This is a genomic window from Ruegeria sp. CDSB013, assembly GCF_059611165.1.
In genome coordinates this window covers 210891-232343 of record NZ_JBXWPA010000003.1, presented here as the reverse complement: position 1 = coordinate 232343, position 21453 = coordinate 210891, and the positions used below count along the sequence as shown (strand labels likewise).

Annotated in this window: 27 protein-coding genes and 1 other RNA gene; 12 read left to right on the top strand and 16 right to left on the bottom strand. The window is 58.0% G+C overall.

Going from position 1 to position 21453, the window contains the following annotated elements:
* Positions 1 to 30: 30 nt before the first annotated feature.
* Positions 31 to 264, top strand: a complete 234-nt coding sequence (locus AC2FJF_RS07320) for a putative hemolysin (protein WP_058275635.1) — start codon at positions 31 to 33, stop codon at positions 262 to 264.
* Between the two features lie 5 nt (positions 265 to 269).
* Here AC2FJF_RS07320 and AC2FJF_RS07315 read toward each other — a convergent pair whose 3' ends face one another.
* Together AC2FJF_RS07315 and mgtE are read right to left on the bottom strand one after the other, a co-directional pair.
* Positions 270 to 833, bottom strand: a complete 564-nt coding sequence (locus tag AC2FJF_RS07315) for a 5-formyltetrahydrofolate cyclo-ligase (protein WP_496724251.1) — start codon at positions 831 to 833, stop codon at positions 270 to 272.
* Positions 830 to 2224, bottom strand: coding sequence for a magnesium transporter (gene mgtE / locus AC2FJF_RS07310; protein WP_282151683.1), 1395 nt, complete (start codon positions 2222 to 2224; stop codon positions 830 to 832). The genes AC2FJF_RS07315 and mgtE overlap by 4 nt, the downstream gene beginning before the upstream one ends.
* 140 nt (positions 2225 to 2364) lie before the next feature.
* Between mgtE and guaD the strand changes: the two genes are divergently transcribed.
* Positions 2365 to 3654 carry a guanine deaminase gene (gene guaD / locus AC2FJF_RS07305; protein WP_496724249.1) on the top strand — a complete coding sequence of 430 codons (1290 nt, stop codon included), beginning with the start codon at positions 2365 to 2367 and terminating at the stop codon, positions 3652 to 3654.
* Here the strand turns inward: guaD and AC2FJF_RS07300 are convergent.
* From AC2FJF_RS07300 to AC2FJF_RS07290, 3 genes are all read right to left on the bottom strand, one after another.
* Positions 3651 to 4985 carry an 8-oxoguanine deaminase gene (locus tag AC2FJF_RS07300; RefSeq protein WP_496724247.1) on the bottom strand — a complete coding sequence of 445 codons (1335 nt, stop codon included), beginning with the start codon at positions 4983 to 4985 and terminating at the stop codon, positions 3651 to 3653. The genes guaD and AC2FJF_RS07300 overlap by 4 nt on opposite strands.
* 114 nt (positions 4986 to 5099) lie before the next feature.
* The gene (gene hisN, locus AC2FJF_RS07295; RefSeq protein WP_496724245.1) at positions 5100 to 5891 is read right to left on the bottom strand and encodes a histidinol-phosphatase; all 792 of its coding nucleotides are present in this window, start codon (positions 5889 to 5891) and stop codon (positions 5100 to 5102) included.
* 44 nt (positions 5892 to 5935) lie between these two features.
* Positions 5936 to 6307 (bottom strand): helix-turn-helix domain-containing protein, encoded by a 372-nt coding sequence (locus tag AC2FJF_RS07290; protein WP_109313179.1) that lies wholly within the window; start codon positions 6305 to 6307, stop codon positions 5936 to 5938.
* 319 nt (positions 6308 to 6626) lie between these two features.
* On the opposite strand from AC2FJF_RS07290, the gene AC2FJF_RS07285 reads away from it, so the two are divergent.
* Positions 6627 to 7583 (top strand): NADPH:quinone oxidoreductase family protein, encoded by a 957-nt coding sequence (locus tag AC2FJF_RS07285; protein ID WP_496724243.1) that lies wholly within the window; start codon positions 6627 to 6629, stop codon positions 7581 to 7583.
* 7 nt (positions 7584 to 7590) lie between these two features.
* Here AC2FJF_RS07285 and AC2FJF_RS07280 read toward each other — a convergent pair whose 3' ends face one another.
* Positions 7591 to 8472 carry a LysR family transcriptional regulator gene (locus tag AC2FJF_RS07280; protein ID WP_496724241.1) on the bottom strand — a complete coding sequence of 294 codons (882 nt, stop codon included), beginning with the start codon at positions 8470 to 8472 and terminating at the stop codon, positions 7591 to 7593.
* A gap of 127 nt (positions 8473 to 8599) precedes the next feature.
* Between AC2FJF_RS07280 and AC2FJF_RS07275 the strand changes: the two genes are divergently transcribed.
* Positions 8600 to 8809, top strand: a complete 210-nt coding sequence (locus AC2FJF_RS07275) for a DUF1127 domain-containing protein (RefSeq protein ID WP_496724240.1) — start codon at positions 8600 to 8602, stop codon at positions 8807 to 8809.
* 181 nt (positions 8810 to 8990) lie between these two features.
* Positions 8991 to 9767, top strand: a complete 777-nt coding sequence (locus tag AC2FJF_RS07270; protein ID WP_058275627.1) for a Bax inhibitor-1/YccA family protein — start codon at positions 8991 to 8993, stop codon at positions 9765 to 9767.
* A 173-nt stretch (positions 9768 to 9940) separates the two neighbouring features.
* Here AC2FJF_RS07270 and AC2FJF_RS07265 read toward each other — a convergent pair whose 3' ends face one another.
* The 3 genes from AC2FJF_RS07265 to AC2FJF_RS07255 form a co-directional block, all read right to left on the bottom strand.
* A complete protein-coding gene (locus AC2FJF_RS07265; protein ID WP_496724237.1) occupies positions 9941 to 10447 on the bottom strand; it encodes a hypothetical protein in 507 nt (168 codons plus the stop codon).
* 209 nt (positions 10448 to 10656) lie between these two features.
* Positions 10657 to 10824: a 50S ribosomal protein L33 gene (gene rpmG, locus AC2FJF_RS07260; protein ID WP_007799108.1), complete on the bottom strand. Its 168-nt coding sequence runs from the start codon at positions 10822 to 10824 to the stop codon at positions 10657 to 10659.
* 126 nt (positions 10825 to 10950) lie between these two features.
* Complete coding sequence (locus tag AC2FJF_RS07255; RefSeq protein ID WP_496724235.1) at positions 10951 to 11655, bottom strand: DUF533 domain-containing protein; 705 nt, start codon at positions 11653 to 11655, stop codon at positions 10951 to 10953.
* Positions 11656 to 11970: 315 nt separating this feature from the next.
* Between AC2FJF_RS07255 and AC2FJF_RS07250 the strand changes: the two genes are divergently transcribed.
* From AC2FJF_RS07250 to AC2FJF_RS07240, 3 genes are all read left to right on the top strand, one after another.
* A complete protein-coding gene (locus AC2FJF_RS07250) occupies positions 11971 to 12606 on the top strand; it encodes a DUF1326 domain-containing protein (protein WP_282168890.1) in 636 nt (211 codons plus the stop codon).
* Positions 12607 to 12619: 13 nt separating this feature from the next.
* Positions 12620 to 13462 (top strand): DUF2182 domain-containing protein, encoded by an 843-nt coding sequence (locus tag AC2FJF_RS07245; RefSeq protein ID WP_496724234.1) that lies wholly within the window; start codon positions 12620 to 12622, stop codon positions 13460 to 13462.
* A 68-nt stretch (positions 13463 to 13530) separates the two neighbouring features.
* The gene (locus tag AC2FJF_RS07240) at positions 13531 to 13863 is read left to right on the top strand and encodes a GYD domain-containing protein (protein WP_058275623.1); all 333 of its coding nucleotides are present in this window, start codon (positions 13531 to 13533) and stop codon (positions 13861 to 13863) included.
* A gap of 8 nt (positions 13864 to 13871) precedes the next feature.
* Here the strand turns inward: AC2FJF_RS07240 and rnpB are convergent.
* The 5 genes from rnpB to gatC all read right to left on the bottom strand — a co-directional run bounded on the left by rnpB (position 13872) and on the right by gatC (position 17501).
* Positions 13872 to 14271: RNase P RNA component class A (gene rnpB / locus AC2FJF_RS07235), an RNA gene on the bottom strand.
* A gap of 51 nt (positions 14272 to 14322) precedes the next feature.
* Positions 14323 to 15033 (bottom strand): N-acetylmuramoyl-L-alanine amidase, encoded by a 711-nt coding sequence (locus AC2FJF_RS07230; protein WP_496724232.1) that lies wholly within the window; start codon positions 15031 to 15033, stop codon positions 14323 to 14325.
* The gene (locus tag AC2FJF_RS07225; protein ID WP_170558781.1) at positions 14984 to 15682 is read right to left on the bottom strand and encodes a hypothetical protein; all 699 of its coding nucleotides are present in this window, start codon (positions 15680 to 15682) and stop codon (positions 14984 to 14986) included. The genes AC2FJF_RS07230 and AC2FJF_RS07225 overlap by 50 nt, the downstream gene beginning before the upstream one ends.
* 40 nt (positions 15683 to 15722) lie before the next feature.
* Complete coding sequence (gatA, locus tag AC2FJF_RS07220) at positions 15723 to 17210, bottom strand: Asp-tRNA(Asn)/Glu-tRNA(Gln) amidotransferase subunit GatA (protein WP_496724230.1); 1488 nt, start codon at positions 17208 to 17210, stop codon at positions 15723 to 15725.
* A 3-nt stretch (positions 17211 to 17213) separates the two neighbouring features.
* Positions 17214 to 17501 (bottom strand): Asp-tRNA(Asn)/Glu-tRNA(Gln) amidotransferase subunit GatC, encoded by a 288-nt coding sequence (gene gatC, locus AC2FJF_RS07215; protein WP_058275619.1) that lies wholly within the window; start codon positions 17499 to 17501, stop codon positions 17214 to 17216.
* 238 nt (positions 17502 to 17739) lie between these two features.
* Here gatC and AC2FJF_RS07210 point away from each other — a divergent pair, with 238 nt between their 5' ends.
* Both AC2FJF_RS07210 and AC2FJF_RS07205 read left to right on the top strand, forming a co-directional pair.
* Positions 17740 to 17904: a hypothetical protein gene (locus tag AC2FJF_RS07210; protein WP_186437502.1), complete on the top strand. Its 165-nt coding sequence runs from the start codon at positions 17740 to 17742 to the stop codon at positions 17902 to 17904.
* A 139-nt stretch (positions 17905 to 18043) separates the two neighbouring features.
* Entirely contained in the window at positions 18044 to 18607 is a 564-nt protein-coding gene (locus AC2FJF_RS07205) for a DUF4202 domain-containing protein (RefSeq protein ID WP_496724228.1), read from the top strand.
* Here AC2FJF_RS07205 and AC2FJF_RS07200 read toward each other — a convergent pair.
* Positions 18598 to 19254, bottom strand: coding sequence for a ceramidase domain-containing protein (locus tag AC2FJF_RS07200; protein ID WP_496724226.1), 657 nt, complete (start codon positions 19252 to 19254; stop codon positions 18598 to 18600). The two genes, AC2FJF_RS07205 and AC2FJF_RS07200, sit on opposite strands and share 10 nt — an antisense overlap.
* 60 nt (positions 19255 to 19314) lie before the next feature.
* On the opposite strand from AC2FJF_RS07200, the gene AC2FJF_RS07195 reads away from it, so the two are divergent.
* Positions 19315 to 20007 carry a metal-dependent hydrolase gene (locus AC2FJF_RS07195; protein WP_496724224.1) on the top strand — a complete coding sequence of 231 codons (693 nt, stop codon included), beginning with the start codon at positions 19315 to 19317 and terminating at the stop codon, positions 20005 to 20007.
* A gap of 2 nt (positions 20008 to 20009) precedes the next feature.
* On the opposite strand, the gene AC2FJF_RS07190 is transcribed toward AC2FJF_RS07195, so the two are convergent.
* A complete protein-coding gene (locus AC2FJF_RS07190) occupies positions 20010 to 20459 on the bottom strand; it encodes a nucleoside deaminase (RefSeq protein WP_058276802.1) in 450 nt (149 codons plus the stop codon).
* Between AC2FJF_RS07190 and AC2FJF_RS07185 the strand changes: the two genes are divergently transcribed.
* The gene (locus tag AC2FJF_RS07185; protein ID WP_496724223.1) at positions 20440 to 21330 is read left to right on the top strand and encodes a pseudouridine synthase; all 891 of its coding nucleotides are present in this window, start codon (positions 20440 to 20442) and stop codon (positions 21328 to 21330) included. The genes AC2FJF_RS07190 and AC2FJF_RS07185 overlap by 20 nt on opposite strands.
* The last annotated feature ends 123 nt before the right edge of the window (positions 21331 to 21453 follow it).

The following is a 21453-nucleotide window of genomic DNA, read 5'->3' as shown; positions in this document are numbered from 1 at the left end:
CGCCAAAGCACATTATGCAGGAGATTTCCCATGCGCCTTGCCCTTCTGACCGCCGCCAGTTTGACCGCGCTTTCAGCTTGCGACCAACCTGCTTCAAACGACTCGTCCACCCAGCTGGCGAACCCGGCAGCAACCTTTTGCGTTGAAAGCGGCAATCGTTACGAAATCCGAGATGGCGAAGGCGGCCAGATCGGTATCTGCATCCTGCCCGATGGCACAGAAGTGGACGCGTGGGAGTACTTTCGCGAAAACAGCCCGACCTAAGGCGGTCAGGCCGAGAACGTCAGTACTCGGCTTTCAGTGATGACCATATCCAACGGCTGATCCGTGGGTTCCAACGGTAGCCCCTCGGCTTCTTGTGCGTCAAAGGCAAAGCCGATGGCCAGTGTGGGGCGCTTGGCGCGCAATCCCTCCAGCGTGCGGTCATAAAAGCCACCGCCATATCCCAGTCTTCCGCCTTGCGCGTCAAAAGCAACCAGCGGCACAACCAGTATTTCGGGGTCAAAATAGTCGTCAATCTCGGGAACCTTAGCGCCGAACGGGCCATCCTTTAGCCCGCCCTCGGGCGTCCAGCGCGAAAACCGCAACGCCTGCCCGGCGGCCTGAATGACCGGCACACCGACCGGGCCATAAGCCGCGGCCTCGGCCATAGCAGGCAAAGGATCAATTTCGGTGCGGATCGGCATGTACCCCGACATCGGGACGCCGCGATGCCCCGCAAGCACTTCGGACAAACGTCCGGCGGCACCCGGCAAACGCGCATCGAATGCAGCCTTCCGGCGCGCAAATGCCGCCTTACGGGCGACGGCCTTAATTTCAGTCAGATCGGTCACAGAAGCACCACGCTGGCAAGCCCAAGAAAGATGAAGAACCCCATGACATCCGTTGTGGTGGTCACGAAAGTCCCTGACGCCAGCGCCGGGTCAATGCCCAGACGATCCAGCACAACCGGTACTACCGTACCTGCGAAGCCTGCGATCGCCATATTCACGACCAAGGCCGAGCCGATCACGACACCCAGCAAGGGTGAATCGAACCACATCATGCCGACAGTCCCCAAAACGGTCGCGAAGCACAGACCATTGAGTACTCCCACAAGCAATTCTCGCCGGATAACGCGCGCCACGTTCGATCCGGTCAGGTCGCGCGTTGCAAGCGCCCGCACCGCAACCGTCAGTGACTGCGTCCCGGCATTACCCCCCATCGAGGCAACGATTGGCATCAGGATTGCCAGTGCCACTAACTGATTGATCGCCGCTTCGAACTGCGAGATGACCAGTGACGCGCATATTGCGGTACACAGATTGACGGCCAGCCAAGGCAGGCGCCGCCTACTGGTCGCGGCGACACTGTCGGACAACGAGCTTTCGTCGCTGACGCCGGCAAGGCGTAACATGTCCTCTTCGTATTCTTCGTCCAGAACAACCATGGCGTCATCAATGGTAATCACGCCGACCAAACGCCCATCGGCATCAACCACCGGGGCGGAAATCAGGTGGTACTGGTTAAAGGCGTAGGCCACATCCTCTTCGTCCTGATCGACGGGGATGGTGTGAAATTCCTCTTCGGCGATGTCGTGCAACGGCACTTCGCGCCGGGTTGCCATCAGCTTGCCCAGCGTGACCTGTGCCACCGGTTTGAGCCGCGGATCAACCAGAACAACGTGATAGAACTGTTCCGGCAAGTCATCATTGGCGCGCATGAAATCGATGGTCTGCCCCACGGTCCAATGCTCGGGCGACATGACCACCTCGCGCTGCATGAGGCGACCGGCTGAGTTCTCCGGATAGGACAGCGCCTGTTCAGCGGCGATCCGCTCTGAATCTTCCAGCGCGTCCAGGATGGCTTCTTGCTGCGGTTCTTCAAGGTCTTCCAGCAGGTCGACGACGTCATCGCTCTCCATTTCCCGCACGGCGTCGGCCAAAACGTCGGGGCGCAGGACACTGATAACCTCTTCGCGGACGGACTCATCCAGTTCGGATAAGATATCGCCGTCAAATTCTTTGTCGTAAAGACGGATCAAACGCCCACGGTCATAGGGATTAATCTGTTCAAGGAGGTCGGCAATGTCCGCAGGGTGCAGCGGCTCCATCAGCTCGATCAGCTTGTCGCGATCTTCCACATCAACCGCATACAGGATCGCGGCAACCATCCGGCGATCCAGCGCATAGGCGTCATCGTCGCTTGCGGAATCGATTACGGGTTCATCATAGCCTGTCGTCATGTCTGCCCCCGGTTGGTTCGCGCATTGACCCCTAATTAGAAGAAGCAGCTACCGGAAAACAATGACAATGCGCCGATTTACCGACAAGTTTCGCCCCACTATGCTGTTTCGCAGTCCCATACAGGCGGAGATGAACGGAAATGGCGCAAAAAACGCTGCTGAAAGGGCGTGTCCTGAGCTTCAACGGATCACCATTCGAAGGTGAGCCGACAGAGGCTGTGACAATCAGCGAAGCGGTCCTGATCGAAGACGGCCGCATATCTGCAGTCGGCGAGGCCGACAGCTTGATATCCGCGAACCGCGATGCCGAAGTTGTAAACCACGGTCAACACGTGATCATGGCTGGCTTTGTGGATGCGCATGTCCATTACCCACAGACCGCGATGATCGCCAGCTGGGGCAAGCGCCTGATCGACTGGCTGAACACATATACTTTCCCCGAGGAAATGAAGTTCGGGAATCCCGACTATGCAGCCGAGATCGCCAATCGTTATCTCGACCTGACGGCCTCGCACGGCACCACAACGATGTGCAGTTTCTGCACCATCCACCCCGAAAGTGTCGATGCGTTCTTCACGGCTGCCCAACAACGCGGGCAACGTGTTGTGGCGGGGAAAACCTGCATGGACCGCAATGCGCCCGAAGGGCTGCGGGATACTCCGCAGACGGCCTATGACCAATCGCAGGCGCTGCTTGAGAAGTGGCAAGGTGTCGACCGGATATCCTACGCCATCACACCGCGGTTCTCCCCCACATCCACGCCCGAGCAGCTTGAGGCAATGGGCGCTCTGTGGGCCGAACACCCGCATTGCCTGATGCAAACGCACCTGAGCGAGCAGACAGACGAAATCTCATGGGTTCGTGAGCTTTTCCCTGATGCGAGGGACTATCTGGATACCTACGAAAAGTTCGGGCTGCTGGGGTCGCATGGCGTTTACGGCCATGTCATCCACCTGGAATCGCGTGAACGCGATCGGCTGCGCGAGGTTGACGCCTCACTGATCCATTGCCCAACCTCGAACACCTTTATCGGATCCGGCTTGTTCGACATGGACGGGCTGATGCGCGAAGGGCACCGGGTTGGTCTGGCAACAGATACCGGCGGTGGGTCGAGCTTTTCAATGCTCCACACGATGGCTTCGGCCTATGAAATCGGGCAACTGCGCGGCTCGCCCCTGCACGCGGCGCAACTGCTGTGGCTGGGAACGGTTGGCTCGGCGCGTACGCTGCGGATGGATGATTGCATCGGCAATGTCGCACCGGGGATGGAGGCTGATCTGGTCGTTCTCGACCTAGCCTCAACCCCTGCAATTGCCCAGCGTGAAGCCTGCGCCGATGATCTGTGGGAGGCGGTCTTTCCCACGATCATGATGGGCGACGACCGGGCGATTGGCGAGGTTTGGATCGCCGGTCGCCGCGTGTCTTCCTAAGCCTGCAAAGCGCGGGCCAATTGGGTCTGCCGTTCGATCACGCGCGGCAGGTCCAACGTCGTGACATGCCCGTCGCGCACGATCTGGCGGCCTTCGACAAACAGGTGTTTCACCTTCATTGGTCCGGCCAGCAGCAGTGCGGCCGGGTCCCAACTGCCCGCGCTTTCGATCCCGCGCGTGTCCCATATGGCAATGTCGGCGCGCTTACCGGGCTCAAGCCGACCGCAATCGGGGCGGTTCAGCACATCTGCACCGCCACGCGTGGCAATCTCCAACGCTTCGCGTGACGACATTGCATCTGCGCCATTGGCAACGCGCTGCAGCAGCATGGCCTGTCGGGCCTCGAGGATCAGACTGCCGTTATCATTGCTGGCCGAACCGTCTGCGCCCAGACCCACCGGAACCCCGTGGTCACGCATGGCCCGCACTGGGGCGATACCCGATCCCAATCGACAATTGGAGCAAGGACAATGGGCTACACCCGTTTGGGTTCTGGCAAACAGATCAATCTCGGCCCTGTCCAGCTTGACGCAATGCGCGTGCCAGACGTCTGATCCGGTCCACCCCAAGTCTTCGGCATATTGACCTGGGCGGCACCCGAACTGCGCCTGCGAATAGGCAATATCTTCATCATTTTCCGCCAGATGGGTGTGCAGCATCACGCCCTTGTCGCGCGCAAGGATTGCTGTGTCGCGCATCAGGTCCCTGCTGACGGAAAAGGGAGAGCAGGGCGCTAACCCAACCCGGCACATCGCCCCTTCGGATGGGTCGTGAAACGCGTCGACCACACGGATCATGTCGTCAAGGATTGCCGATTCGACTTCGACCAAGGTATCTGGCGGCAATCCTCCGTCGCTCTCACCGATACTCATCGCGCCACGGGTCGGATGGAACCGCAGGCCAATTTCAGCGGCAGAGGCAATCGTGTCGTCCAGACGCGTGCCATTGGGATACAGGTATAGGTGATCAGAGCTAAGCGTGCACCCTGACAGAGCCAATTCCGCCAGACCGATCTGAGCCGACACGAACATCTCTTCGGGACCGAATCTAGACCAGATCGGATAGAGTGTCTGCAACCAACCGAACAGCAACGCATCCTGCCCCCCTGGCACGGCCCGCGTCAGGGTTTGGTACAAATGGTGGTGGGTGTTCACGAGGCCGGGGGTCACAACACAACCCGCGGCATCGTGGAGCTCTCCGTCTGTTTGCAGGTTGTGGCCGATCTGCTTGATCTGACCACCAGAAATTAGAATGTCCGCGCCCGACAGTTCTTGTCGCGCGTCATCCATCGTCAGTATGGTATCTGCATTTTTGATAAGGATTTCAGTCAATTCGCCCTCCTGCATTAGCCCGTCTCATGCAAGGAGTGCAAAGGCTGGCGGAAAACGGGCACAAGAACCAGCCGCGTAGAACCTACCCGACCGGCCAAATCGCGGCAACCGGTTTCAGTAGTTGCGCAGGATTTCCAGTGCGACCGCGTGCAGTTCGGGATTCGCCGCCGCCAGAGCCCGCCCGCCATTATGGGCCGGACCGCCCCGCCAGTCAGTCACAACCCCACCAGCAGCCTCGATCACTGCAATGGGGGCCTGAATGTCATAGGCGTTCAAGCTGGATTCGATCACCAGATCAACCTGCCCCGCCGCCACCAGCGCATAGGCATAACAATCCATGCCATAACGGGTCAGCTTTGCTTGCCGGGCCACCGCTTCGAACCCTGCACGGTCCTCAGGTGTGCCAACCTCTGGGAAGGTCGTAAAAACAACCGCCTGATCCAAAGCGGATGTCGAGCGTGTTTTCAACGGTACCGTTCCGGATGGGCCGGTGACCTGCGCGATATCCGCCGAACCCACAAACCGTTCGCCGATATAGGGCTGGTCGATCACCCCCATGATCGGGCCTTCAGATGTGCTGAGAGCAATCAGAACCCCCCAAGTCGGCGTACCGCTGATGAACCCGCGGGTACCGTCAATGGGGTCCAGAACCCAGGTCCGGCCGCTTGAGCCTTCTTCGCGACCAAACTCTTCGCCAAAAATGCCATCTTCGGGCCGATGACGCGCCAGAACCGCGCGCATCGCCGTTTCGGCGTTTCGGTCAGCAATGGTTACGGGGTCAAACCCATCTTCCAGTTTGTTCGTGGTGTCCAGATTGGTTTGCCGAAAATACGGAAGAATGGCCGCACGCGCCGCGTCGGCCATTTCTTCGGCAACTTCCAGATCGCTTAGAGAGGTCTCTTGCATGCGTAACCCGTGAGGTGCGCACGGTTTGGAGTCAACCCGCTAATTTATGCTACGTCGCTGAGAACCCGAGCAAGCTCGAACAGGCGGCGGCGCTGGTTTTCGGGAATCGCGTAGTAGGACCGCACGAGGTCCAGCGCTTCCTTGTCCCCCATCAGATCGGCAGGAACCGACTTTTTGCCAGAGGTTTCCTTTTCGGCCTCTTCCAGACCTTCAAAGAAAAAGCTGACGGGAACGTCCAATGCTTCGGCAATGTCCCACAGGCGAGACGCGCTGATCCGGTTGGCCCCAGTTTCATACTTTTGAATTTGCTGAAACTTAATACCAACTTGTTCCGCCAGCTGCTGCTGGGTCATGCCAATCAGCCAGCGGCGATGCCGGACGCGCTTGCCCACATGGACATCGACGTGATGGGTCATTGGTATTCTCCTCTTTTACACACAACTACCTGGGGCGCGCGTTGCTTTTTATCGCAACACTAGCGAGTCGCACTTAACCACTCCCTAATTTGGAACATACCCCCAAAACAGCACCATAGCGCAATATTGCCGCATTTGGGTAATTTTTCAAGAAGGTTGAATCTGTTTCGGGCCACAAAGATTTAGGGTTGTGTGTTTTTTATACTGGGATAGTCCCCACGCCCACCATGTGCACTTGAAACGAACCGAATTGGCCGGGGAATAGATTGACAAACCCTGGCTGAAAAGAATCTATGCCCCAAAATTACGGAGCGCGATCATGCAGGCATTCACGATACAATCCCAGGGAAGCGCCGCCCAATTGGCTGATATTGACCTTCCCGAACCCGGCACCGGGCAAGTACGCATCGCGATCAAGGCCTGCGGATTGAATTTTGCCGACTTGCTGATGCAGAAGGGTACGTATCAGGACACGCCCGAGGCTCCGTTCACGCTGGGTATGGAAGTTGCGGGTGTTGTCGACAAGCTGGGTAACGGTGTTACGCGCTTGAATGTCGGGGACCGTGTTGCCGTTTATTCCGGTCAGGGCGGACTGGCGGAATATGGCGTTTTTGATGCGAGTCGCGCGATTCCCCTGCCCGATGCAATCAGCTTTGAAAGTGCCGCGGCCATTCAGATCGCTTACGGCACCAGCCACATCGCCCTTGATCATCGGGCGCATCTCCGGCCGGGCGAGACCCTTTTGGTGACCGGTGCCGCAGGTGGGGTTGGACTTACCGCCGTCGAAATTGGCAAGCTGATGGGTGCGACGGTAATTGCCCATGCGCGTGGGCAGGAAAAACTGGATGTGGCCCGCGCGGCTGGTGCGGATCACCTGATCGACGCCTCGGAAGACCTACGCGCACGCGTCAAGGATCTGGGCGGCGCGGATGTCGTCTATGACGCTGTCGGAGGGGATGTCTTCAAAGCCGCGTTCCGGGCAACCAACCCCGAAGGCCGTCTGTTGCCCATCGGGTTTGCGGGCGGCGACGTTCCCCAAATTCCGGCCAACCATCTGTTGGTAAAAAACCTGACTGTGATTGGGTTTTACATCGGCGGCTATCTGAGATTCCGACCGCAGATTGTACAGGACAGCTTTGACACGCTGTTCGGCTGGCTCGCCGAAGGGCGGATCAAGCCGCATATCAGCCACGTTCTTCCACTGGCCGAGGCCGACAAAGGCATGCAACTGCTGCGCGACCGCGTGGCCACCGGCAAAGTAGTTATTACCCCCTGACGGGCGCTTACCCCACCACAGCCTTGAGCGGGGCACTGCCCAGTATACGAAAATTCTGACGCACCAGCGCGGCCAGCGATTCGACGACAGCGCCGCGCCCGGTCTCGCCCCCATACAGATTGATCATGTGGGCCGGCAGTTCCGGCAAAGCCCCTCCGGTATCGATCTGTTCAAGATGTGCGGGTTCGGTCCCGTCCAGCATCGCGTGAACAGCCAGATCCGCGCTGACTGTCGCCTCGATCGTGCGGTCGTTTTCTGTTTCGACCGACAGTTCCCACGGGATACCTTCCGCATCGAGGGCCGAGATCATCTGGGGCCGGAACGCGCACCGCCGTCCGACGGCCAATGGAATCGGATTCTTACGCCATGCTGACCCGCCCGGCGCCCCAATCCACCGCAAGGGCAACTCAGCGACGGTCTCAGATCCATCACTGGCTGAGGCTTCGGTTGTCAGGATCAGATCGCACTCGCCGCGTTTGAACATTTCTTTCAGCTGAAGTGAATATGACGAAATCAGCTGCACCCGAACCCGCGGGAAGTCAGCATTGAAACGCTGCAAGACCCGCGGGATGGCCGGGTAGACGATGTCATGCGGAACGCCCAGAACGACCTCGCCTTCATAGGCCTGATCCGTGAGCTTTGAGATTACTTCGTCATTCAGAGCGATCATGCGTCGGGCATAGGCCAGCAGCTGTTCACCGGATGCAGTCAACGCAATTGTGCGCCCACTACGGTCCAACAATTCAAGGCCCAGCAGCTCTTCCAACCGCTTCAACTGCATCGACACGGCGGATTGCGTCAGATGCAGAAATCCGGCGGCCCTTGTGACGCCACCCTGGTCAGCAACGGCAACGAAGGAACGGAGCGTGGTGATATCCAGATTTCGCATGTTCACAAATCCTTATGCATTTCTTCATAAATATTCATTTTTAAAATGTGACATGTTGCGCCATATAAATCAAGGAAGTTGATGGAAAGACGGTTATCCATCATGAAACAGAGAAAGGACAATAAATATGACCCAAATTGCAATCAAACAGCACTGCAAACCGCAGCGTCGCTCTTTGTTGTCCTCGCTTCGGGATGCCCTCTCTCTTCTGCGTCAGCGTCAAACGCTTGCCAGACTTGATGATCGCGCCCTGGAAGACATCGGCATCACACGCCAACAGGCCGAAGCCGAGGCGTCACGATCCATTTGGGATGCGCCGGAGTTCTGGCAAAAGTGATTCGACACTGCACCTTTTCTCGGTGAATGGCAGCGCGAACCGTCGGGCTGCCATTTTTGTTGCGTGTTTTAGCCAGTTTCGGGCGTTAAACCCTTGAAACACAGCCCGCACTTGCCGATATTTGCGGGGAACGGTGCCAATTTCATTGGTCCGACAAGAAATATGCAAAGGGAGACCCTTAATGGCACAATTTGACACGATCCGGACGGCGACCGGTGCGCGCGCTGCCCAGATTGACGAGGGCCTGCGCGCCCATATGAACAAAGTCTACGGCACAATGTCCGTGGGCATGCTGATTACATTCATGGCTGCTTGGGCCATTTCCGGACTTGCAACCACAACCGACCCATCGGCCGCAGCCGGGCAAATCAGCTCGGGCACCTATCTGACGTCGCTGGGTGCCGCGATCTATACCTCGCCGCTACGCTGGGTGATCATGTTTGCACCGCTGGCGTTCATCTTTGGCTTTAGCGCCGGTATCAACCGCTTGTCCGCCGCAGCTGCACAGCTAGTGTTCTATGCATTCGCAGCGGTGATGGGCCTGTCGATCAGCTGGATTTTCATTGCCTTTACCGGGATGTCGATCATTCAGGTGTTCCTGATCACGTCGATCGCTTTCGCAGGACTGTCCTTGTACGGCTACGTCACCAAGAAAGACCTGTCTGGAATGGGTACATTCCTGATCATGGGTCTTATTGGCCTGATCGTGGCGATGGTTGTAAACATCTTCCTGCAGTCACCCGCGATGATGTACGCGATCTCGGTGATCGGCGTTCTGATCTTTGCTGGTCTGACCGCCTATGACACCCAAAAGATCAAAACCACCTACCTGCAGATGGCCCATTCGGGCGACCAGGAGTGGTTGGGTAAAGCCGCAATCATGGGCGCGCTGAGCCTGTATCTGGACTTTATCAACATGTTCATGTTCCTGCTGCAGCTGTTCGGCAACCGCGAATAAGACAGACGGAATTCGATTTCAAAGGCGGGCCAGATTGGCCCGCCTTTTTTGTTTGCCTCACTGCATGGCATCCCGAGATAGCAAACAGGCGGCGCAAACTTGTGACGTTAAGAACAAAGAAAGCCTCCACCGACACGGTGGAGGCTTTCTTTAGTTGTATCTTTTTGGTTCGATCAGCTGCAGTTCAGAGCAACCGCAAAACCCGAGCTGCGCGACGACGACCCCTTGCGGAACACGTCACCCACAGGCAGGCACCCAGTAAACTGTTCGGCATTTTGGCCAAAGGCTGCGCCGACGTTGTTGTCCACGCGGGTGCTGTTGTTTGCGGTCCGAAGCACTCCGAACAAAGTGCCGTTCACGCTGACTGTGCTTAAGTACATGTTCATGTCCGAACCGGTCAGAACAACTGAGTTTGTGTCGCTGCGTCCGCCATTGTCGATCGCGACGCGGGCTACTTTTTCCGCCTCGGTCTGATCCGTTACGACCGGGATGGATGGCAACAAAGCCAATTCCGCCGGAATATTCGTGGCGTCGGGAAGGAACGAGACCGCACCCGGAACATCTGAGAGGGTCCGCGGCTCACCATCGATGCCCGTGAAGCCAACACCCGAGCGGTTATAGGGGTCTTCACAAGCCGCAAGGGCGAATACGGCAATTGTGGATAACAAGATTTTTTTCATGGCGACCAACATTTTGGAACGATTTGATGAAGCGTATGGCCAAGGGGTTCCAAAAAGCAACCCGGCGCCCGACCGAATGGCCGTTACGCTGATGCGTCACTGCAACGGCCAATTCCCGATCCAGGACATTTCACCCAGCCGCATGCACAAAGAAAAAGGGTTCCGCATCAGCGAAACCCTTTTCCATTCTGTCCAAGTTGGACGGCAGATTACTTAATCTTGCCTTCCTTGTACTCGACATGTTTCCGAACAACCGGGTCGTATTTACGAACGGTCATTTTCTCGGTCATGGTGCGAGCGTTCTTTTTGGTCACGTAGAAGTGGCCCGTGCCCGCGGTCGAGTTCAGACGGATCTTGATTGTCGTCGGCTTCGCCATGGTTATCTCCTGCGTCCGAAAAGGCAGGGGCCTTTCGGTTGAATTCCTATGAGCGTGCGCTTTTACGCCTTGCACGGCTCGTGTCAAGGGCAATTGGGCACATGATCGGTTGATCAGGGATCAGGCCTAGGTCGAAAGGGTCGGCGCGCCCATATACGTGTGAATCTGGTCGCGTTCAGCATCAGATAAACCCAACGCGGTGGCCAGTTGAACAAGGTAAGACGCCTCGCGCTGGTTATCTAAACGAATCGCCGCCAGAGACGTGGCATAGACCTGCGCTTTCAATGGCGCACCGGAATCAGCAGCCAGGCCGATCACATCAATCGGGCCATTCAACTGATCCTGGACAAAGGCGCGTTCTTCATCGCTGATGTCATCACCCAATTCGCCCAGAATGGTTTCCTTCTCTTGCTCATCTAGCTCTCCGTCCGCCTTGGCCGCCTGGATCATCGCGCGCAGCATCAACTTGGCTTGCTCCTCCATCGCCGCGCCCCCGGGTGTGCCTTTGAACACCGTGTCCATCATGTCGACGGTCTGCTGGCTGCCTGACTTTGCTGCTCCCTGCATGGCATTCATCAACCCACCAAGACCAACGGCCCCTGCCGGATTGGCCATGCCAAGCTTTCCAATCATCTCTTGCAGCCCACCGGCACCCCCCGGCATCCCGAACTGTTCTGCCATCTTGCCCAGTTGATCCATGCCAAAGCCGCCCCCGGCGCCCTGCATCATATCTTGCAGACCGGCCATCCCGCCCATTTGCTTGTACTTTTCCATGCCTTTTGCTGCAGCAAATCCAACTGCGACCGAAGCCAGTGCCTTCATGAAACTCATAACAATCCTCCCAATATTCAAAATGCGTTTTTGCAATATAGCAGATAACTGCGACTCAAAATCCGCGGATTAAGCAGATGCCCTAACGCTAGCGCAAAGCTGACCAATGGTGGCTTCGTTTCATCAAGTGAACATGTAACAGGCGTATTCCCGCACAAGCGCATGTCTAATTTGTCAGAAATTCGAATATGTGATACTTACCGCGCCATCAACAATCCAAAGAAGCCAATTTTCGGCTCGATCTTCGAGGCTCCATGAACAGGCAAGCAACCGTGCAAGCAGGGTTTGCACGATTGATTTTGTTTAGGGGGCATCATGACTGAATGGACCATTAAGGGCGAAGAGCTGGCCAACTGTAACTGCAACTTCGGTTGTCCTTGCCAGTTCAGCGTACTTCCGACACATGGCAATTGCGAGGCCGTCGTCGTATTCGACATCGAAAGCGGTCACTACGGGGACACAGATCTGGCGGGCGTAAGGGCGGCTGGGGTGTACTATTGGCCTGGCCCGATCCATGAGGGCAACGGTCAGATGCAACTGATCATAGATGCCAGCGCCAGCGCCGATCAGCGTGCGGCCCTGCAAGCCATAATGACCGGTGAAGATACCGATGAAATGGCAACCTTCTGGTATGTCTACAGCGCCATGGCTCCGACCAAACATGAAACGCTCTTCGTTCCGATCGAGCTGAACTGGAACCGCGACGAGCGCACCGGGTTTGCAAAGGTGAACGGCGTCTTCGATGTCGAAGTCAGCCCGATTCCGCATATCGTGTCGGGTGCGGCGCACCGGGCGTCAATTCAGCTGCCAAACGGGTTTGAATACCGTCACGCCGAAGCTGCCTCCGGCTCTGCCAAGACTCATGGCGGCGAAATTAGCCTGACCTTTGACGCGACGCACGCTCATCTGGCCCACCTGAACATTTCGGGCCACGGTGTCCTGGGCGCCTGATCCGGGGGTCATCATGACATCCCATCCCACACCGCCCCGCACTGGGGCGGTAGAGCGGCTTATGCGGCGTGAGCGGGTCATCGTGCTGTTCGGTGTGTCGCTGATTGTTCTGTTTACAGCCTGGTACACCATCGCCGGGATTGGCATGAACATGACGGCCAGCGAAATGACCAATATGGCGGGTCCGATCGGAGAACCCATGCACATGGGCGAAGCGCCCAGTTGGGGCGTGCAATACGTAATCCTGATTTTTCTGATGTGGTGGGTCATGATGATCGCGATGATGACCCCCAGCGCTGCACCTGCAGTCTTGCTGTATTCGGCGATAAAGCGTGCGGGACCCGAACGTGACAAGGCCGCGCAGTTCAGCTTTTGCTTTCTCGCAGGCTACCTGATCGCCTGGGCTATATTCAGCCTTGCCGCGACGGGGTTGCAATGGGGGCTGGAAGGCATCGGGCTGTCCGATGGTCCAATGATGACAATCCGGTCCAAAACATTTGCTGGCTGCGTCCTGATTACGGCAGGCGCGTATCAGTTGTCGGACCTCAAGTCCGCCTGTCTGCGGCATTGTCAAAGCCCTGCCCGATTCATCGCCGATCATCACAAACCCGGCGCATATGGTGCGTTCCGAATTGGTGCTTTGCATGGGCTGTACTGTCTGGGCTGTTGCTGGGCCTTGATGGCGCTGCTGTTCGTAGGCGGGATCATGAACCTTTACTGGATTGCCGGAATCGCCATTTACGTGGCTTTGGAAAAGTTGCTGCCGGGCGCACGCTGGTTGCCCACTTTGACTGGCTTGGCCCTAATTGCCGTGGGTCTCTGGGTCGTCCTGGACGCCGTTATGAGCATTTTTTAGATCCCGTTTCCAGGCCGCGGAACCGGCCAATTTCAGCGTTCCAAACCATTGAAACAAGGAGAAGACTGATGCCTATTTTCATCACTTATGCGACCTACTCCCAGGATGGCGTCAAAGGAATGCTAAAGAAGCCCGCAGACCGCACGGCGGCCGTCCGGGCGTTGTTGAAAAAAGTCGGCGGCAAGCTTTTGGCTTTTTACATGACGACCGGCGAAAATGACGTGGTGGTCGTAAGCGAAGTTCCGGATGGCACTGACGCAGTAGCAATTGGAATGGCCGTTGCGGCCTCGGGTGCAGTATCAAACGTTGAAACAGTACGCGCCTGGAAGGCGAAGGACTTTGCCGCCATTACCAAAAAGGCCGCCAAGCTGACCGGGGCTTACACGCCGCCCGGTAAGTGAACAGAGTTATGCGCGGAGGGCCTGTAAGCCGGATCTTGTTCCGGGGTTGCCCCCTTCGATGACCATTCCTCTAGGCCGCGCATTGCTGCGCGGCTCAAGCTGCCAACCCGGTCCCTCTTGGCCAGGACGTGCCTAGCGGCGGTTTCGGCTTACGCCGACCGGCCCGCGCGGGGACCCTATTTGGCATTGCTCCCGGTGGGGCTTGCCGTGCCGCCACTGTTGCCAGCGGCGCGGTGGGCTCTTACCCCACCGTTTCACCCTTACCTCGGACCGAAGTCCGGGGCGGTCTGATTTCTGTGGCGCTTTCCGTCGGGTTGCCCCGCCCGGGCGTTACCCGGCACCGTTGTCTTGTGGAGTCCGGACTTTCCTCTCGGGCCTTGCGGCCCCAGCGGCCATCCGGCCCTCCGCGCAAGCGGTGGGTATGCCTTGTGACAGGCTGCGTCAAGAGCGCAGAGCGGATCAGGATTGGGCGGTCAGAGGTGCGAAATCGGCCTTCTGCAACGGACCTGTAGCCCAAGGACGAAATCGCAGGCGAACGGCGGACAGCAAAGTTTCGTCGTCTACGTCAGCGCTGAAGCCGGCGGATTGAGCCAGAATCCGAAACTGATCCATCGGCGCATCTAGCGGGCCATCGCTTTGTCCGCGCGGCGCGGCCAGCTTGTTGCGCTCGAGCCGCAGCCAGTCAAATCGCGGCCCGGGATCAAATTTGCGTCCGGGTGCCATGTCGGAATGACCGATCACACCGTATGGGCGAATGCCCCAGCGATGCATGATCTGAGGCAACAACTGTTCCAGCCTGCGCATTTGCAGGTCTGAATACGGGTGCCTGCCGGTATTGTCCAACTCGATGCCGATCGAACGGGAGTTGATATCCTTCTGACCGCTCCATTCTCCGGCCCCTGCGTGCCAGGCGCGGTCCTCTTCTCGCACCATGTGCCAGAGCGTCCCGTCGCCCCCAATCAGGTAATGCGCCGAAACTTCGTGGACGGGGTCACATAACCTGTCCAGCGCCTCTTGCGCGCTGTTCATCGCGGTATAGTGCAAAACGATCAGGGACGGCTTTAGCCCGTCCCTGCGTGGTCCGTAGTTAGGCGAAGCGTGCCAGATTGGCGCTTGTGGATCAGTTGTTGACGGCACTGCGGAATGCACTTGGATCCCAGCCACAGGCATACCCATCCCCATCCGGGTCCAGACCGTTGCGATCACGCTGAGGGCCGCCGTTGGCCAGAAACTCGATCTGAGCTTGGTCAGGCGACGGGAACTTGGCGCAATTCCGCTGCGCCTTGGCCTCAAGGTTGAAACCAGCGCGGCTGTAAAGCTGTGTACCAACTGGATTCGAAGTGCTTAGAGCATACTGCACGATATTGGGCTGGCCGTCCGATCCGCGCTGCGGAACAGCAGTTGGTGTGACGACTTCGTAGGTCTGGCGGTTCTGTTGAATCAGGGCCGCGTCGTTTTCGATCGTGCGACGGCCTGATACAGCCGCGAAATCCTGTTCGTCGGAGATCGCATTGTTACTGGCGGCGGACAGCGGGGCTTGCGTCAACGTGCTTTGCCCCGAAGTGTTGGCCAATGCAGCCGCCGTTGCCGACGCGATATCAGCGTTATCCCCGGTCGGAGTGCTACCGGGTGCGCCCAGTTGTTGTTCTGAAACCTCAGCAGGGCCAGTCAATGGGTTGCCGGTATAGCCCTGTCCGGCTAGCGCCGCCTCGCGCTGCGCCTGATATTGAGGCGTGTTAAATCCTGTACCCTGGACCGGGGCCACCGTGTTACAGGCGGCCACAAGCCCGATTGCGGGGATCAGAAGCGTAAAGCGCATTCAGCTGCTCCGTTTTAGCTGGTCTTGCCTGATCCGAGGATTACCACCATTTGCCCGGCTTGGCCACAAATCCGGCGGCACTTTCCAACGCATAAGCTGTGTTCAGCAAATCGCCTTCTTCCCACGGGCGGCCGATCAGTTGCAGACCCAGCGGCAAACCCTGTTGGTCCAAACCTGCGGGAATTGAGATACCGGGCAAACCGGCAAGGTTCACTGTCACGGTAAAGACGTCGTTGAGGTACATCTGCACCGGGTCCGCCTCGGTCATCTCGCCCAGACCAAAGGACGCCGACGGGGTAGCAGGCGTCAGGATTGCGTCGATCCCTGCGGCGAAGACATCTTCGAAGTCTCTCTTGATCAGTGTCCGCACCTTACGGGCGCGGTTGTAATATGCATCGTAGAACCCCGCTGACAGCACATAAGTACCGATCATGACACGGCGCTGCACTTCGTGGCCAAAGCCTTCGGCGCGGGTCTTTTCGTACATCTCGGTGATGCCATCGCCCTGTGCCAGCTGCGCGCGGCGGCCATAGCGGACACCGTCGTAGCGGGCGAGGTTCGAGGACGCTTCGGCCGGTGCAATCACGTAGTATGCGGGCAGCGCATACTTGGTGTGCGGCAGCGAAATGTCGACGATCTCGGCGCCTGCTGCTTTCAGCATCTCGGCGCCTTCGGCCCACAGCTTTTCGATCTCGGCAGGCATGCCTTCCATGCGGTATTCTTTTGGGATACCGATCTTCTTGCCTTTGATCTCGCCGGTCAGCATCGCCTCAAAATTTGGAACGGCCAGTTCGGTGCTGGTCGAATCCTTGGGGTCGTGACCACACATCGTCTCGAGCATGATCGCAGCGTCGCGCACGTTCTTGGTCATCGGCCCGGCTTGATCCAATGAAGAAGCGAACGCAACGATGCCCCAGCGCGAGCAACGACCATAGGTCGGCTTGATGCCAGTAATGCCAACAAATGCAGCAGGCTGGCGGATCGAGCCGCCGGTATCGGTGCCGGTGGCGGCCAGGCAAAGATCTGCCGCGACGGCCGAGGCCGACCCACCGGACGATCCACCGGGTGTCAGTTGCGCATCGTCATTGCCCCGGCGCCACGGGCTGACCGCATTGCCGTAAACAGAAGTTTCGTTAGACGAGCCCATGGCGAATTCGTCCATGTTCAGTTTGCCCAGCATGACTGCACCGGAATCAGCCAACTGCTGCGATACTGTGGATTCGTATTCAGGCTTGAAGCCTTCGAGGATTTTAGATGCCGCCTGCGAGGGCACGCCTTTGGTGCAGAACAGATCCTTGATGCCAATTGGCAGGCCGCACATTGACGGTGCGTTGCCGGCTTTGATCCGCTCATCCGCAGCCTTGGCGCGCTCCAGCGCGATCTCAGGCGTCTTGTGGACAAAAGCGTTCAGCGCGTCGGCGTCATCGATCGCTTTCAGGCAGGACTCGGTCAACTCAACCGAGGTTACGTCACCGGCACGCAATGCGTCACGAGCTTCGGCCAGGCCCAGTTTGTTCAGATCGCTCATGTCTTACTCCACAACTTTGGGAACAGCGAAGAACCCTTCGCGCGCATCGGGGGCATTGGCCAGAACCTTGTCTTGCTGGTTGCCGTCGGTAACTACGTCCTCACGACGTTTCAGGCGCATCGGCTCGACCGAAACCATCGGTTCGACACCTTCAACATCCACTTCATTGAGTTGTTCGATGAAGCCAAGGATGGTGTTGAATTCGGATGCAAGCGCAGGCAGCGCGTCATCCTCGACCTTGATCCGGGCCAGTTTGGCCACCTTGGCGGCGTTGCTTTGGTCAATCGACATCGGATATCCTCATATGCGTTAGGGGGCATTTACCTGTCTGGTCGCCGGGTCGCAAGACCGGCAAGGCGCTGATCCATCCTTGAGCGCATGGCAAAGGTCCATAAATCCTGTCCGATCATTCATTTCTGAACACCCCGAAGTAAAAAAAATGAACCGATTAGTTCACTTCACATCTTGAAATACTGAACTGAACTGTTCATTTCATATGACACGGCACAGCCTTATATGGAGAAAAACGATGAAAACGTTCATGACTGCCTTTGTACTGGCCACTACGGTTCTTGCTGCGCAAGCTCAGGCGGGCGCTTTTGGCCCAAGCATGGACACCCTGACCCGCAGCCTGATTTTCCCCGATCAGGTGTCGGAACCTGTCACCCAGGATCAGAACAAACCGGGCAAGTAATTTAGCCCGCAAAACCGGGTCGGGTCCAAATGCCCCGGCCCGACAATTGCCTGCTGCGTTCCGCGCGGCGTATCGCTACGGTGGTCCACAGTAACCCGCCGGCCTGCCCTGCAGACCCGGCAAGCCAACGGAGCGGAAGATGAACGCGCGCAAGCAAGCTGTTCTGGACGCAATTGATGCGGCCAACTCACACGACCCCAACCTCGAAGACGGCCAGCCCGCTGAACTGCTTTATGGCCAGCGCATGAGCGCTGAGTTGGACAGGTTGTTCCCAGACGCCTCTGACCCGTTGCAGATAGCCGCACGAGGTCAGCATGTGGAGCGGTGGAAGCTCGCGCGCAGTGAATACCCCGAAGGTCGTGCCGGATATCTGGCCTGGCGCAAGGCGCAGGGCGTCCATCACGCCGAGGTCGTGATGGGGCTTATGGAACGGAACGGCTACTCTGCCGAGGATATCGAATCTGCTGGCCGGATGCTGCGCAAACAGGGCATCAAGCGTGACGACGAGGTGCAGGCGCTGGAGGATGTCATCTGCTTTGTTTTCCTCAAATGGTATTTCGCTCCGTTTGCCAAAAAGCACTCAGCCGAGAAAATCCAAAGCATTGTCGAGAAAACCGCGCGCAAGATGTCGGATCAAGGCCGTGCACGCGTGCTGTCCGAATTTGACTTACCCGCGGAGCTGGCCGCAGCGTTTCAGGCCTGAGCCGCGCGGGTCAGGTGCCTACGATACACCTCGATCATCCAGCCCAGCATGAGGGCATTCAGGATGTGCCACATGAAATGCGTGCCCAATGGGATCTGCCCACATATGGGTTCGTCCAGCGCACGAAAGGTGATCGATGCGATCAGGATCATCGCCCCGATGGCCAGACCACGGGCGGTGTCCGGCACCCGGCGGCGTAAAAGAAACGCATAGATCAAGATCAGCAACGGCACCGGGGAATAGGCTGCTGACCCACCCAGTCCCGGCACAAGCTGGAACAAGGGCACCGTAGCTGCGGCATAGGGAATAAACAGCGCCGTCACGATCCCGGCCGTAAGCGGCCGCATGTGCCAGACGTCCCGGTTGATCGCGAAAATGTAGACCAGAATGTACAGCAAAATCGGCAGAACATCCGCCATGGCGGCCCAGACCTGCGCGTGCGTATGGAACAGGTAGCTGCCAAGCCCGATGGCAGTCAGAATGGCCACCAACAGCATCGCCAGCGGCATCCCTTGCCCGCGCACGCTCCGCCACATGACAAAAGCCGCAATCAGAAACGCCGCGTTTGTCACCGCGTTTATCGGCTCGGCCCAATAGGTGGGCGACAAGCGCTCGCAATAGCCATCAATTTCCTGAAACCAGTCCATGAACTTTTACATAGCCGATGCTAAGTTAATGCCAACAGTTTGTTTTGGGAGGATGAATTCATGAACATCATTTGGCTGGGACACGGCAGTTTCCGCATCGAAACCGGCGGGCAGGTTCTGCTGATCGACCCCTGGCTGACTGGCAACCCGGTCTTGTCCGAGGAACAGCATGATGACGCTCTAAACGGTGCGACTCATATCCTTCTTACGCATACACATTTCGATCACGTCGCCGATGTCGTATCGCTGGCCAAGCACCTGAACGTCCCCGTGGTCGGACAATACGACCTGATGGGGTTTTGGAGCGAGTCCGAAGGGCTGGAAACTATCGGCTACAACAAAGGTGGCACCGTGAACCTGAACGGCGTCAAAGTGTCAATGGTTCCGGCCTCGCACAGTTCAACCTTTTCCACGCCCGACGGTCTGCGCACCGGCGGCAGCGAGGTCGGGTTCATGATCGCCTCGGAAGGGCGCATGCTGTATGTCTCTGGCGATACAGATATCATGGCCGATATGGATTGGATGGGGGATTACTACAAACCCGATATAGGCATTCTTTCGGCGGGTGGTCATTTCACGATGGACATGAAGGGCGCGGCGTATGCGGCCAAGCGGTATTTCAATTTCAAGACCGTGATTCCCTGCCATTACAAGACCTTCCCGATCCTCGAACAATCAGCTCAGGCGCTGGTCGATGGGTTGCCGGGGGTCGATGTCATCGAACCCCAGGTAATGAAGGCCATTACCATTTAGGGTCAACGCCGTGCAGCGAAGAACTCTTTCAGAAGCTCGGCGGCCTCCTGCCCTCGGATACCGTCGTAAACCTCTGGCACGTGGTGTGCTTGTGTATGGGTGAAAACCCGCGCGCCATGGGCAACGCCGCCGGATTTCGGATCGGCAGCCCCGTAATAGATGCGCCGGATACGCGCCGCTGCCAGAGCCGCCGCACACATCGCGCAAGGCTCTAACGTCACATATAGATCGTGATCGGGCAGACGTTCGGATCCGGCTGCGGCGCATGCAGCACGCAGGGCCAGTATCTCGGCATGGGCGGTGGGATCGTTCAGCTCTCGTGTTCGGTTGCCCGCTGAGGCCACGATCACGCCATCGGGGCCGGCAATAACAGCACCTACAGGTACTTCACCACGATCTGCCGCAGCGCGCGCTTCAACCAGCGCCTTATCCATGTGCGATCTGAATACCATGCCTCTGACTGCAACAGAAACCTGTCTTTCGCAAGCGGCCGGGATGCGCTATGGGCTGCGGATGACCAAAACCCCTCCTCCCGGCGACCGGATCGCCAAAGTCCTTGCCCGCGCAGGCGTTGCCTCGCGCCGCGAAGCTGAACGCATGATCGAAGCAGGTCGTGTGAGTGTAAACGGCAAGACCATAGACAGCCCCGCGCTGAACGTCACCGCCAAGGACAAGATCATTGTCGACGGCAAACCGGTGTCGGAACCGGAACCTTCGCGCCTGTGGCTGTACCACAAACCTTCCGGTCTGGTGACAACGACACGAGACGAAAAAGGACGCGCGACCATTTTTGACAAACTGCCCGAGGATATGCCCCGGGTCATGAGCGTTGGGCGGTTGGACCTGAACTCGGAAGGGTTGCTGCTGTTGACCAATGATGGCGGCATCAAGCGCAAGTTGGAACTGCCCTCGACCGGATGGCTACGCAAATACCGCGTGCGGGTGAATGGCCGCCCAAAGGATGAGGATTTTGCACCGCTTCGTAAAGGGCTTGTGATCGACGGGGAACGCTTTTTGCCGATGGACGTCACGCTGGACCGTCAACAAGGCGCAAATGCCTGGCTGACCATCGGTCTGCGCGAAGGCAAGAACCGTGAAATTCGGCGTGCGATAGAAGATATCGGTTTTGCGGTGAACCGGCTGCTGCGCGTGTCCTACGGCCCCTTCCAGCTGGGAAGCCTGAAACCCGGCGAAGTCGAAGAGATCCGCCGACGGGTCATGCGCGATCAACTGGGGTTGGAAGCCGAGCCCGAAGCACCGGCCAAACGACCCGCTCGCCCACAGCGAAATCGGCCCCCCATCGGCAAGAAACCTCGCAAGTGACGCAGGTTAGGCAACCTTCCCCCTAGCGCCACGGCCTCTCATGGCCTAGATTTCCCCAAGGGGCATACTTGGGGGGCGCCATGTCCGGGACCGGAGTGCAAAAATTAGCCTATGTTGTGCTGT

Excerpts from the sequence above, each read along its gene's own strand:
- AC2FJF_RS07285 (WP_496724243.1), top strand. The coding sequence starts at position 6,627 with ATGCAGGCATTCACGATACAATCCCAGGGAAGCGCCGCCCAATTGGCT.
- AC2FJF_RS07245 (WP_496724234.1), top strand. The coding sequence starts at position 12,620 with ATGACATCCCATCCCACACCGCCCCGCACTGGGGCGGTAGAGCGGCTT.
- AC2FJF_RS07320 (WP_058275635.1), top strand. The coding sequence starts at position 31 with ATGCGCCTTGCCCTTCTGACCGCCGCCAGTTTGACCGCGCTTTCAGCT.
- hisN (WP_496724245.1), bottom strand. The coding sequence starts at position 5,891 with ATGCAAGAGACCTCTCTAAGCGATCTGGAAGTTGCCGAAGAAATGGCC.
- mgtE (WP_282151683.1), bottom strand. The coding sequence starts at position 2,224 with ATGACGACAGGCTATGATGAACCCGTAATCGATTCCGCAAGCGACGAT.
- AC2FJF_RS07265 (WP_496724237.1), bottom strand. The coding sequence starts at position 10,447 with ATGAAAAAAATCTTGTTATCCACAATTGCCGTATTCGCCCTTGCGGCT.
- AC2FJF_RS07225 (WP_170558781.1), bottom strand. The coding sequence starts at position 15,682 with ATGCGCTTTACGCTTCTGATCCCCGCAATCGGGCTTGTGGCCGCCTGT.
- AC2FJF_RS07195 (WP_496724224.1), top strand. The coding sequence starts at position 19,315 with ATGAACATCATTTGGCTGGGACACGGCAGTTTCCGCATCGAAACCGGC.
- guaD (WP_496724249.1), top strand. The coding sequence starts at position 2,365 with ATGGCGCAAAAAACGCTGCTGAAAGGGCGTGTCCTGAGCTTCAACGGA.
- AC2FJF_RS07250 (WP_282168890.1), top strand. The coding sequence starts at position 11,971 with ATGACTGAATGGACCATTAAGGGCGAAGAGCTGGCCAACTGTAACTGC.
- AC2FJF_RS07280 (WP_496724241.1), bottom strand. The coding sequence starts at position 8,472 with ATGCGAAATCTGGATATCACCACGCTCCGTTCCTTCGTTGCCGTTGCT.
- AC2FJF_RS07290 (WP_109313179.1), bottom strand. The coding sequence starts at position 6,307 with ATGACCCATCACGTCGATGTCCATGTGGGCAAGCGCGTCCGGCATCGC.
- AC2FJF_RS07210 (WP_186437502.1), top strand. The coding sequence starts at position 17,740 with ATGAAAACGTTCATGACTGCCTTTGTACTGGCCACTACGGTTCTTGCT.
- AC2FJF_RS07270 (WP_058275627.1), top strand. The coding sequence starts at position 8,991 with ATGGCACAATTTGACACGATCCGGACGGCGACCGGTGCGCGCGCTGCC.
- AC2FJF_RS07275 (WP_496724240.1), top strand. The coding sequence starts at position 8,600 with ATGACCCAAATTGCAATCAAACAGCACTGCAAACCGCAGCGTCGCTCT.
- AC2FJF_RS07190 (WP_058276802.1), bottom strand. The coding sequence starts at position 20,459 with ATGGTATTCAGATCGCACATGGATAAGGCGCTGGTTGAAGCGCGCGCT.
- AC2FJF_RS07205 (WP_496724228.1), top strand. The coding sequence starts at position 18,044 with ATGAACGCGCGCAAGCAAGCTGTTCTGGACGCAATTGATGCGGCCAAC.
- rpmG (WP_007799108.1), bottom strand. The coding sequence starts at position 10,824 with ATGGCGAAGCCGACGACAATCAAGATCCGTCTGAACTCGACCGCGGGC.
- AC2FJF_RS07185 (WP_496724223.1), top strand. The coding sequence starts at position 20,440 with ATGTGCGATCTGAATACCATGCCTCTGACTGCAACAGAAACCTGTCTT.
- gatC (WP_058275619.1), bottom strand. The coding sequence starts at position 17,501 with ATGTCGATTGACCAAAGCAACGCCGCCAAGGTGGCCAAACTGGCCCGG.
- AC2FJF_RS07230 (WP_496724232.1), bottom strand. The coding sequence starts at position 15,033 with ATGCCTGTGGCTGGGATCCAAGTGCATTCCGCAGTGCCGTCAACAACT.
- AC2FJF_RS07255 (WP_496724235.1), bottom strand. The coding sequence starts at position 11,655 with ATGAGTTTCATGAAGGCACTGGCTTCGGTCGCAGTTGGATTTGCTGCA.
- gatA (WP_496724230.1), bottom strand. The coding sequence starts at position 17,210 with ATGAGCGATCTGAACAAACTGGGCCTGGCCGAAGCTCGTGACGCATTG.
- AC2FJF_RS07240 (WP_058275623.1), top strand. The coding sequence starts at position 13,531 with ATGCCTATTTTCATCACTTATGCGACCTACTCCCAGGATGGCGTCAAA.
- AC2FJF_RS07200 (WP_496724226.1), bottom strand. The coding sequence starts at position 19,254 with ATGGACTGGTTTCAGGAAATTGATGGCTATTGCGAGCGCTTGTCGCCC.